The sequence below is a fragment of the Nostoc sp. genome (genome assembly GCF_036919575.1).
In the GTDB taxonomy this organism is placed as follows: Bacteria; Cyanobacteriota; Cyanobacteriia; order Cyanobacteriales; family Nostocaceae; genus Nostoc.
Window position 1 is genome coordinate 42,021 of record NZ_JBALBY010000021.1, and the last position, 17,323, is coordinate 59,343.

Annotated in this window: 17 protein-coding genes and 1 pseudogene; 12 read left to right on the top strand and 6 right to left on the bottom strand. The window is 41.9% G+C overall.

Annotated elements, in window-relative coordinates; translation table 11 throughout:
- Positions 1 to 26: 26 nt before the first annotated feature.
- The 6 genes from V7K27_RS06775 to V7K27_RS06800 all read left to right on the top strand — a co-directional run bounded on the left by V7K27_RS06775 (position 27) and on the right by V7K27_RS06800 (position 7,199).
- On the top strand, positions 27 to 425 hold the full coding sequence (locus V7K27_RS06775) for a hypothetical protein (protein WP_334945530.1): 399 nt from the start codon (positions 27 to 29) through the stop codon (positions 423 to 425).
- A 211-nt stretch (positions 426 to 636) separates the two neighbouring features.
- Positions 637 to 1,011, top strand: coding sequence for a hypothetical protein (locus V7K27_RS06780; RefSeq protein ID WP_334945532.1), 375 nt, complete (start codon positions 637 to 639; stop codon positions 1,009 to 1,011).
- 260 nt (positions 1,012 to 1,271) lie between these two features.
- On the top strand, positions 1,272 to 3,056 hold the full coding sequence (locus V7K27_RS06785; protein WP_334945534.1) for a DnaJ domain-containing protein: 1,785 nt from the start codon (positions 1,272 to 1,274) through the stop codon (positions 3,054 to 3,056).
- Positions 3,057 to 3,639: 583 nt separating this feature from the next.
- Positions 3,640 to 5,094, top strand: coding sequence for a glycoside hydrolase 100 family protein (locus V7K27_RS06790; RefSeq protein WP_334945615.1), 1,455 nt, complete (start codon positions 3,640 to 3,642; stop codon positions 5,092 to 5,094).
- A gap of 197 nt (positions 5,095 to 5,291) precedes the next feature.
- A complete protein-coding gene (locus V7K27_RS06795) occupies positions 5,292 to 6,719 on the top strand; it encodes a 16S rRNA (cytosine(967)-C(5))-methyltransferase (RefSeq protein WP_334945536.1) in 1,428 nt (475 codons plus the stop codon).
- 57 nt (positions 6,720 to 6,776) lie between these two features.
- The gene (locus tag V7K27_RS06800) at positions 6,777 to 7,199 is read left to right on the top strand and encodes a tellurite resistance TerB family protein (protein WP_334945538.1); all 423 of its coding nucleotides are present in this window, start codon (positions 6,777 to 6,779) and stop codon (positions 7,197 to 7,199) included.
- A 231-nt stretch (positions 7,200 to 7,430) separates the two neighbouring features.
- Here V7K27_RS06800 and psb35 read toward each other — a convergent pair whose 3' ends face one another.
- Positions 7,431 to 7,661 carry a photosystem II assembly protein Psb35 gene (psb35, locus tag V7K27_RS06805; RefSeq protein WP_334945541.1) on the bottom strand — a complete coding sequence of 77 codons (231 nt, stop codon included), beginning with the start codon at positions 7,659 to 7,661 and terminating at the stop codon, positions 7,431 to 7,433.
- A gap of 147 nt (positions 7,662 to 7,808) precedes the next feature.
- Between psb35 and V7K27_RS36420 the strand changes: the two are divergent.
- A pseudogene (locus V7K27_RS36420) lies at positions 7,809 to 7,892 on the top strand (DUF6888 family protein); the annotation flags it as partial.
- Entirely contained in the window at positions 7,889 to 8,086 is a 198-nt protein-coding gene (locus V7K27_RS06810) for a DUF6887 family protein (RefSeq protein ID WP_334945543.1), read from the top strand. The pseudogene V7K27_RS36420 and the gene V7K27_RS06810, both read left to right, overlap by 4 nt.
- A 669-nt stretch (positions 8,087 to 8,755) precedes the next feature.
- Here V7K27_RS06810 and V7K27_RS06815 read toward each other — a convergent pair.
- Complete coding sequence (locus V7K27_RS06815) at positions 8,756 to 11,017, bottom strand: transglycosylase domain-containing protein (RefSeq protein WP_334945545.1); 2,262 nt, start codon at positions 11,015 to 11,017, stop codon at positions 8,756 to 8,758.
- A gap of 421 nt (positions 11,018 to 11,438) precedes the next feature.
- Here V7K27_RS06815 and folK point away from each other — a divergent pair, with 421 nt between their 5' ends.
- From folK to V7K27_RS06830, 3 genes are all read left to right on the top strand, one after another.
- On the top strand, positions 11,439 to 11,954 hold the full coding sequence (gene folK, locus V7K27_RS06820) for a 2-amino-4-hydroxy-6-hydroxymethyldihydropteridine diphosphokinase (RefSeq protein WP_334945617.1): 516 nt from the start codon (positions 11,439 to 11,441) through the stop codon (positions 11,952 to 11,954).
- A 68-nt stretch (positions 11,955 to 12,022) separates the two neighbouring features.
- Positions 12,023 to 12,571, top strand: coding sequence for an NUDIX hydrolase (locus V7K27_RS06825; protein ID WP_334945547.1), 549 nt, complete (start codon positions 12,023 to 12,025; stop codon positions 12,569 to 12,571).
- A 472-nt stretch (positions 12,572 to 13,043) separates the two neighbouring features.
- Positions 13,044 to 13,853 (top strand): prohibitin family protein, encoded by an 810-nt coding sequence (locus tag V7K27_RS06830; protein ID WP_334945549.1) that lies wholly within the window; start codon positions 13,044 to 13,046, stop codon positions 13,851 to 13,853.
- Between the two features lie 293 nt (positions 13,854 to 14,146).
- On the opposite strand, the gene V7K27_RS06835 is transcribed toward V7K27_RS06830, so the two are convergent.
- The gene (locus tag V7K27_RS06835) at positions 14,147 to 14,608 is read right to left on the bottom strand and encodes a hypothetical protein (RefSeq protein WP_334945551.1); all 462 of its coding nucleotides are present in this window, start codon (positions 14,606 to 14,608) and stop codon (positions 14,147 to 14,149) included.
- Between the two features lie 683 nt (positions 14,609 to 15,291).
- Between V7K27_RS06835 and V7K27_RS06840 the strand changes: the two genes are divergently transcribed.
- Positions 15,292 to 15,564: a hypothetical protein gene (locus V7K27_RS06840; RefSeq protein WP_334945553.1), complete on the top strand. Its 273-nt coding sequence runs from the start codon at positions 15,292 to 15,294 to the stop codon at positions 15,562 to 15,564.
- Between the two features lie 279 nt (positions 15,565 to 15,843).
- Here the strand turns inward: V7K27_RS06840 and V7K27_RS06845 are convergent, their stop codons facing one another.
- Genes V7K27_RS06845 through V7K27_RS06855 form a run of 3 tightly spaced genes read right to left on the bottom strand, consistent with a single transcriptional unit; the run spans position 15,844 to position 17,317 of the window.
- Positions 15,844 to 16,338: a DUF6174 domain-containing protein gene (locus tag V7K27_RS06845; protein WP_334945555.1), complete on the bottom strand. Its 495-nt coding sequence runs from the start codon at positions 16,336 to 16,338 to the stop codon at positions 15,844 to 15,846.
- Between the two features lie 12 nt (positions 16,339 to 16,350).
- Positions 16,351 to 16,521: a hypothetical protein gene (locus tag V7K27_RS06850; RefSeq protein ID WP_334945557.1), complete on the bottom strand. Its 171-nt coding sequence runs from the start codon at positions 16,519 to 16,521 to the stop codon at positions 16,351 to 16,353.
- A 4-nt stretch (positions 16,522 to 16,525) separates the two neighbouring features.
- On the bottom strand, positions 16,526 to 17,317 hold the full coding sequence (locus V7K27_RS06855) for a phosphatase PAP2 family protein (protein WP_334945559.1): 792 nt from the start codon (positions 17,315 to 17,317) through the stop codon (positions 16,526 to 16,528).
- Positions 17,318 to 17,323: the final 6 nt, after the last annotated feature.

Genomic DNA, 17,323 nt, shown 5'->3' on the forward strand with positions numbered 1-17,323 from the left:
CAATTTGCTTACTTACACTGCTCATAGTGACTAGCGCTCTGACGATTTCACCTGCTCCGGCTCACGCACTAGGAGATTTAAATGTAGAAATTTTTAAGTGTGAGTCAGAATGTGGCAATATGGCGGCATTTGCTGCGGGGGTAGCTTCAGGTAGTGCGGTAACACTTGCTGCGACAGGGAGCAGTGGAAGTTTAGCTACAGAGCCTGTAGCTGCAATTGGATACGCAGCTATAATAGCAGCATCTGCATTAACCGCAATAGCTGCACCAGCAATAGCAGCTGTGGCTGTGGTAGTAGTTCCAGTAGCGGTAACAGCATATGCATACCGCTTGTGGGAAGCCCATCAGAACAGTGAGCCAACGCCTAAAGTAAGCGCATCTATATTACTCTTGACAACAACCTTGTTTAATGTATTAACGAAATAATCAGATTTATAAATAAGCTGGTGGATTTGCGGATTTTGGCTTTTTTCTTTCTTGGTGGAAATTTCTGATGTCGTTGTATGTTTTGTTTTTTAAGCTGAGGTAGATCGCTTCTGTGATTTATCAAAATTAAATTAAGACAAGAAATCTCATGCAACGTTTATTTCAAAGCGCTAAAAGACTAATTTCGATGTGCTTACTTACACTGCTCATAGTGACTAGCGCTCTAACGATTTCACCAGCTCCTGCTCAGGCAGCAACAGGAAGTGTGATAATTTTTAACTGTGAGTCAGACTGTGGAAATCTGGCGGCGTTTGTTGCTGGGGTGGCTTCGGGCAGCGTGGTAACGCTGATTGCTACGGGGCACACGGCACTTATAGCCGGGGCTGGGGCTGCGGTTGGTTCAGCAGTACTAGGCGCAGGGGGTGCGGTTGGTTCAGCAGTAGCAGGGGCAACGATTGGAACTTTAACTGCGGTTGGATCAGCCGTAGTAGCTCCGATATTACTTCCAGTAGCCGCAACAGCAACAGTTGGCTATCTTGGATACAGCGCATGGACAGCTCTTAACCCCAGTGAGCCAAACCCTTGAATTTAGTTGATTACAAGAGTTGTGCAAGATTAAATTTAACCTTTGCACAGCACCTCTGGGACAAATATTATTTTTAGCCCTTCGGTGAACTTACCGAAAGGCTTTCACTATTTCAAAAATCTCTCTTCCTCTGCTACGAGTGCTGTTTATTTTTATTAAAAACTCACATATCCTATCAAGATTTCATAAAGTTCCCTGAACTCGCAAAAATTTATCAAGTCTATATTGTGAGTAACTTAAATTACCTATAAATAAAACAAGTGACGCAAACTTTCCGAACAGGTGCAGCATTCATAACAGGCGGAACCATAGCAGGTGCCGGTGTTTCTGCAACAGTCGGCGGGATGGGACTAGCAGGCGGATTTGGCGCTGTTGGCATTGGTACAACTTCTGTAGTCGGTGCTGGCGCTGTGGCTGGTGCAGCTGCTTATGGCGCTTTTAAAGCGATCGCAGAGGGAGATGCTGCTGCGATCGCTACAATGGGAGTTGGTGCAGTCGGCGGTGCTGGTGTTTATAGCGTCGTCGGTGCTATGGGTTTAGTTGCACCTAAAGTAGGGCTGGCATTTGGGATTGGTGCAGTACCGATGGCGGGAATTGGTGCAGTGGTGGGACTCGCCGCCTATGGTATTGCCAAACTGTTAGATGAATCTGGAATTAGGGAAACTCCAGCACAGCTTTTTGAGCGGATGGAAGAGAAAGTTTTGCTGATGGATGCCCATTCAGAAGCAGTGATGGAATTAGAAGCATTTTTATCTGGTGAGGATCTCAACCAAAAATTTGCTGTTTTGGAAGTCGAGGATGAGTTACGATCGCTCAAGGCTGAATTCAAGAAAAAATCAGAATTTGTTACCCCTAAACCTTCTACTCCCAATATTGAACCAGAAATAATATCTCTGACAACCCAGCCACCTGAAAGCTGGAGATGTGTACGCACAGTCAAAGCTCACTTAGCGGCAGTTAATGCGATCGCTATCAGTCCTGATGGTACTACCTTGATTAGTGGCAGTGATGACAGACAAGTTAATTTGTGGAACTTGAAAACAGGTAAATGGCTTTACACGTTCTCTGGACAAGCAGAGGCAGTTTTATCTGTTGCTATCAGCCCTGATGGACAGCAGATTACAAGTGGTAGTGTCGATTGCAAAATCAGCAGTTGGCAGATGGACACAAAAAAGTTTCTCTATACATTCTTTTATTTAAACTCTCCCTACAGTCATAATGGTTTTGTTAACTCAGTTGCCTACAGTCCTGATGGGGCAATTCTTGTTAGTGGTGCTGCCGATAAGACGATTAGAATTTGGGGAGGCTACACGGGAACAATAAAACGCACCTTGAATGGACACTCAGGTGCGGTTTTGTCTGTCACCATCAGTCCGAATGGTAAAATCCTTGCAAGTGGTAGCGCTGATCAAACTATTAGGCTTTGGGATGTCAAAACTTGGCAACAGCGCTATATTCTCACTGAACATTTGGGAGCAGTAAATACACTTGCCATCAGTCTTAACAGTCAAACTCTTATTAGTGGTAGCACAGATGCCACAATAAAGCTGTGGAATCTCCAAACTGGAGAATTACTCAGTACTCTGGTTGGACACTTAGCGGCGGTTTTGTCTGTTGCCATCAGCTCTGATGGAAAAACCCTCGCCAGTGCCAGCAGAGAAGGTATTATCAAACTTTGGAACCTCCATACTGGGGAACTACTACAAAGTCTTTCTGGGTGTAATCCCGTTGCTTTCAGTCCTGATGGTAAGACGCTGGTAAGTGGCGGTAATGGCGGAAGCCTGAAGATTTGGAGTCAAATGCAAAGCTTTGATAAATTTACTCTTGACTCTGTATTATCTGGGAGATGGTGGGAAGTTTTGGGTGTAAATCAGAGCTATCATCCCAAAGATGTCAAACTTACCTATCTTCGATTAGCAAGGCAGTATCATCCTGATGTCAACAGTTCTGCGATCGCAAAAGCCTCAATGCAAGCAATTAATCAGGCTTATAAAGAATTCCAGGAGCAGTTAAACCCTCACAAATATATTAACTTTGATAAATAAGTTACCAACTAAATTAAACTGATAGCACAATCTCTAATGACAAGCTACTATCATTAGGGTAAAATATATAACTCTTCAGAAGTATTGAACTCTTCAATTTTTTAAGCATTTATCTTGCATATTCTGATAAAAAGTTATAAATTATTAGATTATGGGGGAAATCTGACATCTTCGTGTCAAAAACTAATCCTGCTCAAGTAAATATACTGCAACCAGTTTGAACTTCACGCAAACCTTAAACAGCACTGAAGATATGTTTTTGTTTGGTAAAGCAAAGATTCCAAACATCAAAGAGAATAATAAATAATCTAAAAATATATCTTGTGTGACTGTTTTGAAGAATCATGTTACGGCTGGCGGTGAAGAAGAACAAAATTAACCAAAAAAGTAATCGATTATAAACAAATTAACTAGCAATAAAGTGCATAAATGTCAGCAGATTTATTCATTGTTAGTTAATTAATGTTTCTGCCAATTATATTTGCTATTCAAAGAATCGTTTTTGCTATGCTGAGAGTAGCAAAAACAATAAATGAAGACGCATCTACGACAAATTCACAACCCAAATGGAGTTATTCTGGCGATGCACCTAAACGAATTGGAAACTACTGAAAATTTAAAAGAAGTGGAAGAAGCATGGCGAGCGCTAGAAAAATCAATTCTCTACTATCAAGGACGCCCTGTTGGTACAGTAGCCGCCTATGATGCATCTGTAGAGGCACTCAATTATGATCAGTGCTTTGTCCGGGATTTTGTCTCTTCAGGTCTAATTTTTCTAATCAAAGGTAGAACAGATATTGTTCGCAATTTCTTAGAAGAAACCTTAAAGTTACAGCCTAAAGAAAGGGCATTAGATGCTTATAAGCCTGGACGAGGATTAATTCCAGCTAGCTTTAAAGTTGTATCAGAAAATGGGCAAGAATATTTAGAAGCAGACTTTGGTGAACATGCGATCGCTAGAGTTACACCTGTAGATTCTTGCCTATGGTGGATTATTTTGTTGCGTGCTTATGTAGTCGCCACAGATGACTTTTCTCTAGCCTATAAACCTGAATTCCAAAATGGTATCAGGTTAATCATGGAAATCTGCTTGGCGAATCGTTTTGATATGTACCCAACGCTGTTGGTTCCAGATGGTGCTTGTATGATTGACCGTCGTATGGGCATTTATGGGCATCCTCTAGAGCTACAAGTTCTTTTTTACACGGCATTGCGTGCATCTCGTGAACTGCTAATTTGTCAAGGGAATTCCGATATTGTTGAAGCGATTGATAATCGGTTGCCTCTTTTATGTGCTCATATTCGCCAGCATTATTGGATAGATATTAATCGCTTGAATGCAATTTATCGCTTCAAAAGTGAAGAATATGGCAAGACTGCTGTTAATCTGTTCAATATATATGTAGATTCTCTTCCTTATTATGAATTAGATAAGTGGCTGCCCAAAAAAGGTGGTTATCTAGCAGGTAATGTTGGTCCGTCGCAGCTAGATACTCGCTTCTTTTCCCTCGGAAACTTAATGGCAATCATTTCAGACTTAGCCACCGAAGAACAGTCACAAGCGATTATGACTCTCATTGAGGAACGATGGGATGACTTAGTGGGAGATATGCCAATGAAAATTTGTTTCCCAGCTTTGCAAAATGAAGAGTACAGAATTGTAACTGGATGTGACCCCAAAAATATACCCTGGTCGTATCATAATGCTGGTAGTTGGCCAGTTTTGATGTGGATGTTAGCGGCGGCGGCGGTGAAAACTAACAAAACAAGTCTTGCACAAAAAGCGATTGAAATTGCTCAACCACGCCTCATTGAAGATGAATGGCCAGAATATTACGACGGTAAGAAAGGGCGACTGATTGGGAAACAAGCCAGAAAATATCAAACTTGGACAATTACTGGGTTCTTATTAGCAAAAGAACTGATGGCAAACCCCACTTATTTACCATTAATTAGCTTTGGTAAATTACCACCAGAACAGGTTTCTAGAGCATGTGAGTTTGAAATCGCCAGTGTAGACCCGTATCTGACTCGATAGGAAGTTAAGAGTCATTCAATTTTAGATTTTAGATTTTAGATTTTGCGGAAAGTCTGAGCGGAGATTTCCTTCGCTCAGAACTTTCCAAGTAAGATTTTAGATTTTTCCTTCAATCCAAAATCCCAAATTCAAAATCTAAAATTGGCAGAGTTGGGAGTTAGAATACAAAAGCCTTCTGACTCCTGAATCATGTTTCCATGACAAACGCCCGTCAACTAGCTTTTATCGCCCTGCGAGATGTTCATAAGGGGGCTTATGCTGATGTTGCCCTAGATAGAGTGCTGCAAAAAGTTAATTTGGCTGATTGCGATCGCCGCTTGGTGACAGAATTGGTTTATGGCAGCGTCAGAAGGCAGCGTACTCTTGATACTCTCATTGATCAAATCGCCAAAAAGAAATCCGATCAACAACCCCAAGACCTTCGCACCATCTTACATCTGGGTTTCTACCAACTTCGTTATCAACAGCGTATTCCCGCCTCAGCTGCTGTTAATACCACCGTCCAACTCGCTAAAGAAAACGGTTTTTCTGGACTCACGGGTTTTGTTAACGGTCTATTACGCCAGTATCTTAGAAGAGCAGGGGGAGCAGAGGAAGACAACACTCCCTCATCCCCCTCATCTCCCTCATCCCCCTCATCCCCCTCATCTCCCTCATCTCTCCATACTGATCCGTTACAACTCCCAGAAAATCCAGTGGAACGCTTGGGCATTTTACACAGCTTTCCTGATTGGATGATTCAAGTTTGGTTAGAACAACTGGGTTTAGCCGACACGGAAAAACTGTGTGAATGGATGAACCAATCACCAACAATTGACTTGCGAATCAACTCGCTTTGCACTTCCATCGAAGAAGTTGAGGCGGCTTTACAATCTGCTGGTATTTTGGTGAGACGGATTCCTCACTTACCCCAAGCTTTAAGATTGATTGGTAGTGCTGGGTCAATTCAAAAAATACCTGGTTTCAGAGAAGGTTGGTGGACTGTCCAAGATAGTAGCGCTCAATTGGTAAGTCATTTGCTCGATCCCCAACCGGGTGAAGTGGTAATTGATGTCTGTGCTGCACCAGGGGGTAAAACAACCCACATCGCTGAGTTAATGGGGGATAAAGGGAAAATTTGGGCTTGCGATCGCACTCCTTCTCGTCTTCGTAAACTCCAAGAAAATTCTCAACGGCTGAATTTACAATCTATTCAAATTTACACTGGTGACAGTCGTCATTTTACCCAATTTCAAAACACCGCAGACCGCGTATTACTCGATGCTCCATGTTCTGGGTTAGGAACGATGCACCGTCATGCTGATGCGCGTTGGCGACAGACACCAGAATCTGTCCGGGGACTTTCGGTGCTGCAAAAAGAATTAATAACACATACGTCTACTTTTGTCAAGCCGGGTGGTGTATTAGTTTATGCCACCTGTACATTACATCCAGCAGAAAATGAAGAAGTGATTTCGGCATTTTTAGCTGAGTCACCTGATTGGCAAATTGAGTCTCCCAGAGGTTTTGAGTTTCCTGATTCTGCCCATAACACGCCTCAAGGTTGGTTTAAAGTCTGGCCTCATCGACAGGACATGGATGGCTTTTTTATGGTGCGCTTAAGAAAAACCAATAATTCCGAGTGAATACTGTTTGGGATTGTACGATTTTGTGGAGGACTGAATCTACCAGAGGAGTCAGCAATGGTTTCCCCTTCCAATGTCAAAAACTTAGTTAAAATCCTGATTGGAGCAGCCTGGATTGATGGCAAAATCCAGCCAGAAGAACGGCAATATCTGCGCGAAATAGCTCAAGCAAAGGGTTTGGCTAACGATCCAGAAATTAAGCCTTGGCTGTACGAATTAGTTCCTGTAGAGCCAAAAGAGTGCTATGACTGGGTGCAGGAATATTTAGGCGATCGCCCCAGCCTTGAAGATTGCGAAAATCTGATTGAAGCCATCAGTGGGTTAATTTATAGCGATGGTGATGTTGCCGTCGAAGAAGCCAGACTCCTGACCCAATTGCAGGATATAGCGAAGCTGAATGACTCAAGTCAACCAGCTCACAATCTACTTCTCAAACAAATTCAAAAGCTTTACCGCCGTTGGGTTGAAGTGCAAAACTAAATTATAAGTAGGTCGGCGCAATTAAAGCTAACTGGCTGGGGCTGTCCTTTGTCATTCGTCATTCGTCACTTGTACTGAGCGACGCCGAAGTATTTGTCAAGGTTTTAAGCCTATTTACGTTTCGTAACATAATTTGGTTTATTTCCAACGACTTACTTAGTCATTAGTCAATAGTCTAATAACTAATGACTAATGACTAATGACTAATGACTAATGACTAATGACTAATGACTACTTTGACTTCGGTTCACCCAGACCCGGAGTTTCTTCTTTATCAATCTTAGGCACAAAATCAGGCCGCTCTTTGCTTTCCCAACCTGCGGGGCGTTTTGAGTTGTACCAAGCTATTGAACCAATGCTGACAGCAGCAATAAAACCAACGACATACACCAACGTGAAAGCAAAAGGAAAATGAGGAGCAGCATCTATGGCTGGTGCTGCTGTTTGCATCAATAAATGCATGAGTATATTCTCCAATGTTAGGTAACAGTATTTAATACGCTATAAGATGAGCGTATCACTTAACATCCCCCCGAAGTTTAGTTTAAGCAAGTTGATATTGCATGGGAAAGAGTAGGGAGATGAGGGAGATGAGGGAGATTAGATGAACGAACAGCAGACGTCTATATCTTGGCTGGAGAAGAAACAGGTATTGTAATTAACCGAAATGGTGAATGGAGATACGACGAATGACCAAGCCCAAGTTTGCAGCAATGAGTAAAATAGAGTTAAAACGTTATTTATTAGAGAATCGTAATGATACAGAAGCTTTTCACCCTCTAATGGATAAAATTAACGCTGAACCTAACCCGAAGTTTTATACCATAGATGAAATTGGTGAACTACAAAAATTAATAGAAGCAAAACGGACACGAGAAAATCTATAAAAATTACCTTCCGTTTCTACAGGCGTTGAACCCTGGTAAATTGCAAAAGGTATTGATTTTGAATTTTGTTAGCACAGCGTAAAGTCTTCTCTTGGAGAAGCTTGTCTCATGCGTGTCAACTTAAGGTGAAAACCAGCCTAGAACCAGCTTTTAGCAGATTATCTCGTTATCTCGTTCCCAGTCTCCGACTGGGAATGCCCCTCATTGAGGCTCCGCCTCCGTAACTTGCGGACATTCGTGATAGGTTAAGACTACATGAATTTTGTCAATTCGTAATTATCGTTAAAAATTACCAAAATGTGAAGTATTGAATTCACATTTGTACTGATTTTTTCGACCTGGAATGAATGATCGGTTTCAATATTAAGTGATCGCTAGGCAAAAATTGTGTTTTTAACCCGTATTTCCGCCTAATTTTAAGCACTATTACTTATTGACAAATTGTTTATGACCTTAACCTATCACTGATGACTGGCGGCAGAGCCACCAGGATCTGCATTTCCAGCCAGAGGCTGTAAACGAGGTTTTAAAAGGGTTTTGGCTTAAGTTGACACCAATGGGCTTGTCTGCGACACTCTCTCGCGTTCGCCAACGGCATAGCTATCTCTACGAGACGCTCCCGCGTTCGCTTAGAGCGAGTCCGCGAGCGTCATTTTGAATTTTGAATTGTTATTGCTGAGGAGGTCTAAGTCTATCCCGCCAGCTAGGTTGTGGTGATGAAGAACCTGAAGAACCGGAACTATTTGCTGGAGGTAACTCTCGCCGAGTTCTTTGAGGCGGGGGAGAATCAGATTCTACTCTTCTAGTTCGCCGCCGTGGAGTAGATGATTCTGAGGAAGAGTTACTGGAACTTGATTCTTCGTTGCGATCGCGCCTTCTCTGTCTTGGGGTAGAATCGCTAGATTGCTGTTCTTCTTGAGAATAGCTCCTCCTGCTTCTCCGTCTCCTAGATGAACCAGTATCCTCAGAATTAGAATTTCTAGAATTTTCCCCTTCTGAGTCATCATCAGAGTCAATAGAACGATTCAGTACTTGTTTAGGCTTGATGGACTGGGCTTTGATAGTGCCTTTACGACCTTCTAACTTGGGTCGTTTGGGAAACTTTTCTACTGGCATTCCCTCTGCCGCTTTTTCCATAAATTCGTGCCAGGTGTAAGCCGCACTACCACTAGTGCCGTCTGTGGGGCGGTTATCATCGTTACCCAGCCAGACCCCTGTCACCATCTGGGGAATGTAGCCAATAAACCATAAATCGCGGGCTTCGTCGGAGGTGCCAGTTTTCCCTGCAACTGGTCTATTACCTAATTGAGCAGCACCACCAGTCCCCGCTTCTACGACGTTGCGTAGCATCCAAGTCATGATGGCGGCACTGTCAGCGTCAAGGGCCCGTTTTGACTTGAAATTAGCTGACCAGATCACCTTACCTTGGCGGTTGATGATCCGGCTAATACCATGAGGCTCTGTATGCAATCCAAGAGTTGCAAAACTGCCATAAGCACTGGTCAATTCCAGTAGATTCACTTCATTGGAGCCAAGTGCTAAAGAATAGGTGGGCTTGAGTTCAGATTTTATCCCCATATCGTGGGCAAGTTTAATCGTTGGCGTAAATCCCACATCAATCAACACCTTTACCGCAATAATATTAACGGAGCGGGTGAGAGCATCTCGGATGTTCATTGAACCGTGGAACTTTTCACTATAATTTTTCGGTTCATAGCCATCTACGACAAAGGGTGCATCCTCGTAGCTATCGTAGGGGCTTTTACCGCTAGCGATCGCAGTGGCATATACAAACCCTTTAAATGTCGATCCTGGCTGCCGTTGTGCCTGAGTAACCCGATTAAACTGGTTTTTACCAAAGTCTTTTCCCCCAACCATTGCCTTAATTTCACCGTTCCGGGGGTCAATGGCCACCATTGCTGCTTGCTTAAAGTTTTCCCAGCGTCCTTGATTTCGCAGTGTTTTCGCTACTGCCTCGTCTGCCACCTTCTGCCAAGTTGGGTTTAGCGTGGTTTCCACTACTAGACCCCCACTTTTTAGCACATCCTGGGAAACATACTTCGGCAATTCTTTTTGGATGTAGCTGGTAAAATAGGGTGATTCTACTTGCAGTCGCTTAGGTAAACTGCTTTTGAGGGTGAGTGGCTCCTGAAGCGCTGCCTGCCTTTGTTCTGGCGTAATCACTCCATCTTCTTGCATCCGTTGCAATACCAAGTCCCGCCGCCGTTTTGCTGCTACTGGATTCTTGTCTGGGGCGTACAAGCTAGGGGCGGGAGCTAATCCCGCAATCGTTGCCATTTCCGCTAGGGAAAGCTGATCTGGTGATTTACTAAAGTATACCCAGGCTGCATCTGTCACACCATAAGCTCCAGAACCCAAATAAACCAGATTCAGATAACGCTCTAGAATCTGATCTTTGGTTAATTCTTGCTCCATTTTTTGTGCTAGGCGGACTTCTTTGAGTTTGCGCCAGATTGTCTGCTCTTGTTTCAAAAAGAGAATCCGCGTTAGCTGTTGGGTAATAGTGCTACCACCTTCTACCACACCTTGCGATCGCAAATTATTCAAACTCGCTCTCACAATCCCTTGAGGATCAACTCCGTTGTGTTGCTTAAACCTTCTATCTTCTGAGGCGATAAAAGCTTTTTTTAAATTATCTGGTATTTGTTCCAGCTTTAGCTGTTCTCTAGTCGCTTCACCTTGTTGTTGTAATATGGTGCCATCAGCAGCTTTGATAGTCAGTGTTTGCTCTCTCAGCACGGCATTCAACTCCGCCTGATCTGGCAAAGTCTGATCTATTAAACTGACACCGTATAGCAAGGCAGCTATCCCACCACCTACACCCAAGCCTGTCCAAAACCAGATGCGACAATAGAATGGTTTGCCGCCAGTTGCCTGATTGGCCTTCATCCTAGATGGGAAAATTTTCATTTTGCTCAGTAACTGCCTCGTCTGCGCCAGATGTGCTGGTGGTAAGCTCTCATTCGTTCCTCCTTATCCAGAGTCACTCAAATTTAGTTGGTCTTCGCTTGAACCAGGAGGTAAGCTTCCCCACGTCAGTTCCTCGCTCAAAGTAGTAAAAACTATCTAACCACCATCAATCAGCTTTGGGGTTAGCGCACTACCATAGTGTTAGTATAATATCCTATAAATAATTAACTAAATTCACCAGAAAATAATGTTTTTTAGATTTCGTCAATTTAGTTTTGTAAAAATGCTGCAATTTTCACATGATTGTTTATGCCCACTTACTTGATTATTGGGAATATAAAAACTATTGACATTTTCTGGAACAGGTGCAGCCAACTATCCACAAAGACAGCCCGAAAACGGACTAATTAAGGAGAGTGCGATGCTTGGGGCTGGCTACGCCGAAGTAAAGCCCAGACGCAGCGCCCTTGCACTTGGTAGTAATATCGGCGATTCACAGACAATTTTAGAAGCAGCTATAGAAACTTTAGCCCAAACTTCAGGTATTCTCTTAGAAGCCAAATCCAATTGGTACAAAACCAAAGCCGTGGGTCCACCACAGCCAGATTACCTAAATGGCTGCGTCACATTGCAGGTAGAAATACTACCCCAGCAGTTATTAGAAATTTTGTTAGGAATTGAACAACAATTTGGGCGTGTGCGTCAGGAACGCTGGGGGCCACGAATCCTAGATTTGGATTTGTTATTATATGATGACTTTATTATCGATACACCAAACCTTCAGATTCCCCATCCACGAATGCGGGATCGGGCTTTTGTATTAGTACCACTGGCAGAAATTGCCCCAGATTGGATAGAACCAGTTTCTGGGTGTGTTATTAAAGAACTGCTGAAAGAGGTAGACTGTTCTGATGTACATTTATGGATGGGCAATTAAAATTACCATCCTTAAACGCAGAAGAACGCTGATTTCGCCTCTGTATTCACAGATAATCAGATTTTATTATGCCACTAGGTAGAGAATTACCACAACTGCTGAGACAACGCTTGTTTTATAAAGGGCGCAAATTTGATTTTGAAGTTAATCGCTTGCGTTTGCCGAATAAATCAGAAGGAGAATGGGAATGTATTCGTCATCCTGGTGGTGCTTTAGCAGTACCGGTGACACCAGAGGGAAAACTTGTACTCGTGCGCCAGTATCGTTTTGCAATTCAGGGACGGATATTAGAATTTCCGGCGGGAACTGTGGAACCAAATGAAGATCCTTTAAAAACGATACAGCGTGAAATTGAAGAAGAAACTGGCTATAGTGCCAAAAAATGGGACAAATTAGGCGAATTCTTCCTAGCTCCCGGCTATTCTGATGAGATTATCTATGCTTTTCTGGCAAGAGATTTAGAAAAGCTAGAGACACCACCACCACAAGATGCAGACGAGGATATCGAAACTGTGTTTTTGACTCCCGAAGAATTAGAGAAAGCTATTCTGGAAGGAGAGCCGGTAGATGCTAAATCAGTTTCTAGCTTTTTTCTGGCGCGTCCGTTTTTAGTTTAGCTGAATCAGCACAAGCCTCACACTCACTTTTAGGAGCGGGACTTACGGTAGAGATGATCTCATTGGGCTGGATAAGCAGCTAATGAGTTTGGTGGACAAAAACATTAGCTAAATCTAATACATCGCTCGTAGTAAGCGGCTCTAGCCCTTGAGAACCTTATATAGAAGGATTTATCGCTCACTACGAACAAAAGTTTTATCTGACATTTACAGCTATTTTCAGGTAAATAGACCACGCGGTAGGGGCAATTCATGAATTGCCCCTACCACAGATGTGGTTCAAATACATGAAAACTGCTGTAATTATGTCTACCTACTTAGCGCTTCTCATCAAACGAGAAGCGTTATTTATTACCTTGGCTAGAGTGACATGAAAATTGACTTAGAGCCAAAGTTATAAGAGCATGACAGAAAGAAGCCTACAACTCCTAAATATGTGTCTCTATCCCAGACGCATATATGTTTCACACAGATGAAAAAAATTACAACTTTTAACAGTGCCGGTAAACTGACTGCTCTTTTGTTCCTGATAACTCTCTTGCTCACGCCTTGTGTGATTGTAAATGCAGGAGAACGTGGTGTATTGATGAAATTTGGCGAAGTACAAAACCAGATATTAGGAGAAGGACTTCACTTAATTATTCCTGTAGTCAATACTGTGAAAAAGTTGAGTATTCGAGTCCAAAAACAGGAAATTTCGGCTGAGGCTTCTTCCAAAGATTTACAAAATGTTTTCGTCGATGTTGCTCTCAATTGGCATATTATTCCCCAGGAAGCAAATGCCATTTTTCAAGAAATTGGAGATGAACAAGATGTAGTCATTCGGATTATTAACCCAGCCGTTGAAGAAGTCCTAAAAGCAGTCATAGCAAAGTATACTGCTGAAGAAATTATTACTAAACGCGGAGAAGTCAAAGGTGCAGTAGATGATGCATTGTCCACACGACTGGGTATCTATCACATTGCAGTTGATGATATTTCTCTAGTTCATGTCCATTTTTCAGAACGATTTGGTGAGGCGGTGGAGGCGAAGCAGATTGCTGAACAAGAAGCAAAACGAGCAGAGTTTATCGCGCTAAAAGCAACAAAAGAGGCTGAGGCAAAAGTTAATTTAGCCAAAGGAGAGGCTGAGGCACACAGATTATTACGTGATGGTTTAACTCCAGAAATTCTAGAAAGGCAAGCAATAGAAAAATGGAATGGTAAGCTGCCATTAATTGTAAGTAAGGAGGCTCCAAAATTGTTTAATTTAAGTGAAATTTTAAAATTTGATAAAAATTGAGATTATTTTTAATGAAATATCTGCTTATACATAGGGACGCACAAATGTCATTGGTGTCAACTTAAGCCAAAACCCTTTTCAAACCTCGTTTCCAGCCTCTGGCTGGAAATGCTCTTCAATTGCGGCTCTGCCGCAAGTCTTGAGGCGGAGCCTCTCGGAATGCATTCCCAGTCTCCGACTGGGAACGAGACAACGAGACAATCTTAAAAGCTGCTTATAGACTAAGTTTCACTTTAAGTTGACACCAATGCACAAATGTGCGCCCCTACAACCCATAAACGTGACAAACTAAATTAACCCTTGGAGAATAAAATGGGAGAGTCGAGAATCTTCAACTGAATCAATAGTATAATCAACAGAGTATAAACTGTTGAAGAAATTAGACCCGTGACTAATTCTTTTTTGAGGTTATGCTCTTGAGGTTCTTTTTGAAAAATTTCCTTAGAACCGAATTGCATTAAGAGAATTCCCACAATATTAGAAAGCCAGTACCCTATAATTGAACAAGGTAGAAGTAATTTTGGGGAAAGTAAACTACACGCATACCCAAAACCATAAGCTATTGGCAGATTGAATAGTAGATCATTCCACCAACATAGTGGTGACAATAAATATCCCAGTACCAGAAAAAATCCACCTCTGAGTTTTTTGAAAATGTCTTTTTTGAACTCTTTTGGAGTAGACTGTTGTAATTGCTCTAGTGCTGTATCTCCTGTTGCATTCAACTCTTGACTGACCTTTTGGAAGCTTTCCATAAAAACCCACTATTCCTATCGGCTTAGTGTAGCTTAATATATAAACTAAACCAAAGTCTAGTATCATGAGTAATAACATTTTGGCTTTTTGATGCTGAAAGGTTTACCACTGCATAGTTTCAACAAAATTTTAAAAAGCAAAATTGAGGTTTAAATCAGCTGCAACTTAACAATATCTGATTTCTTCCAGAGATGCATGAGTTAGTTTGCTTATTGCAGAATCTGGGTTTTTCCTTCGGTATCTGAACGAAATAGAACGATTTATACAGAATCGAAACAATCAACGCTATTTGTCGCTCAATAGGTTTCAAAATCAGAATATATCTTTATAAATCGTAGCACACGATCAGATCCAGCACCGATACTGAACTAACCAGAGCCTCCTTATCGTCGGGTGGGTGGATGTTGAGTAGCAAAATTTTTATGTTTTTGCATATAGCCGGGGCAGAAATTTAAACTAATAATAGCTACAATAAAACAGGAGTCAGAATTCAGAATTCAGAATACTCTACCCATAAAGAGATAGAGTTTTAAGGCGAGAATATTTTAAATTTTTTCGCGCCACTTGCGGGCAAGGTTTTAAACCAATATTCATTACCCAGTCGTACAGAATTCAATTCTGAATTCTGACTCCTGAGTTCTGAATTCTTCTTATAAAAGTACTGAAGCATCTTAATAGGAAAATGACAGATTTAACTCCAAATAGCACATTTTTAATAACAGGAATTGTTTTTATAACTATTGCTGTAATCGGACAATCTAAATTAGGTTTTATTGAAATTAATCCCGGGTTTTTTGGGAGATTTTTGGCTCTATTTATTGGTATTTCCAGCCTATTATATGCTTTGGGATTACTCAATTTTTCAGCCGAAAGCCTTGACTTGTTAAGAACTTCTCTGACAGAACAAATTAAACAGAGTATAACTTCAATTAATGACCTTTTTCAAGGATCGTAGTAATTAAATTTAGGTCGGGCAATTACAACCATAACCCTCGTTTCCAGCCAGAGACTGGGAAATGCTGCTCTGCCGCAAGTAAGGGAGGCGGAGCCTCAATGAGGGGCATTCCCAGTCGGAGACTGGGAACGAGGTACAGGTAAATGAGGTAATGTCTCAAAATATTCTTGCTTACTGGCTTTCACGTTAAGTTGACACCAATGAGCAATGTTCCCTATGAATGCGCTGTATTTTATGCAATTGAGAACCGTTATATATGTATGCTCTCGTTAGCTCTATTTAGTTGATTCGTTGCAGATTCTTAATTGTGAAGAAGATTTCATCATCAGCTATTTGACTATTATAATCAATGTTAATTTGAGTTGGGTAGCCAATTTTCGGCTCATATTGTACGGTCAGATTTGCCGCTTTCTTAATGAGCGCATTTCTAATGATATTAAAGAGTTTAGGAATAGTATTGTATTTTTGAAACAATTGTGCATCTACTGGTTTACCAGTCTCTTTAGAAGTGATAGAAGTTGTGACACCGTTACGTACTTGAATAATCACCAGTTCTGTGGCTTTGGGTAAACAATTGCAACTTCTAGTGAATTCATAGCGATAGTTAGGGATTCTTTGCCGTCTCCATAATCGGTAATTAATCTTAAATTGTTCAAAGGTGAAACTAGTAGATGCTCGTGTTTGTGTTACCTGTATAGGAGGTTGAGGCATAACAGGTGCATTCAAACCCAAAGATGCTACTAAAATGGCACTAATTGCGATTGGCAAGCGCATATAAATCTATCCTTAACTCCAATTGCTCACTTTAATGTGCTTCAATATGATTGCCAAAATAGTGAAATTATTTGTGACACTCACTTTTTGTGGTAGTACAGATTTACCATTCGTTTCGCTACCGCCCGTATTGATGGCTGGAGAAATAAACGTGATTTTGTGTCCATAATCTGTAGCGGACATAATATCACTCCTCACTTATCAACTTTCTTTCTTCAGGGAGTAAAGTAGTTTCATCTTCAGGGCGATCGCCAAAGACGTTGGCGAAGCGATCGCTATCTACAGATTTGGCTTTAGTTCCATAGGGCTTGATAATTAGACTGACGCCAATTGTCCAACTTAATGCAACCATCCAACCCGCGAGAATGTCACTGGGAAAGTGAACCCCCAGATAGAGACGACACCACGCAATAGCTATTATATATAAGCTGCCGAATATGAGAACCAACCAGCGCCAAGAGCTAGCCCAAGTTAAGAATAGCAAAATTGCTACCAGAGTTATACTCGTCATGGCATGAGCGCTGGGAAATGCAAAACTAGACTCAGGTGCAATGGACTCCCACAAGTGTGGACGCACTCGATGCATTAATTCCTTTGCTGTGCGGTTGATGATGATGCTTCCGACTGAGGCGGTGACTAAATAAGCTAGCGATCGCCAGCGTTTTTGAAGTAATAATATGAGTGCGATCGCACCTAAAATCGGTATGGCCGTCCAAGGCAATCCAATTCTAGCTAGGGTCACGGCTAAAACATCCAGCTGTGGGTTTGCTGTAGAATGAATTGCTAACAGAATAGGCACATCCCACGGTAAGCCAGCTTGATTCTGCCATATCTTCACTGTCAGGATTTCAAACGCCTGCAAAGGTAAATATACTCCGATTAAGAGGAGTAAGAGCGATCGCCAACGCGCAATCAACAGGTTTTTGAGAAAAGAAACAGGCGACTGACTCTCTTTATTGGCTGTTTTCACTTTTTCCATATCTAA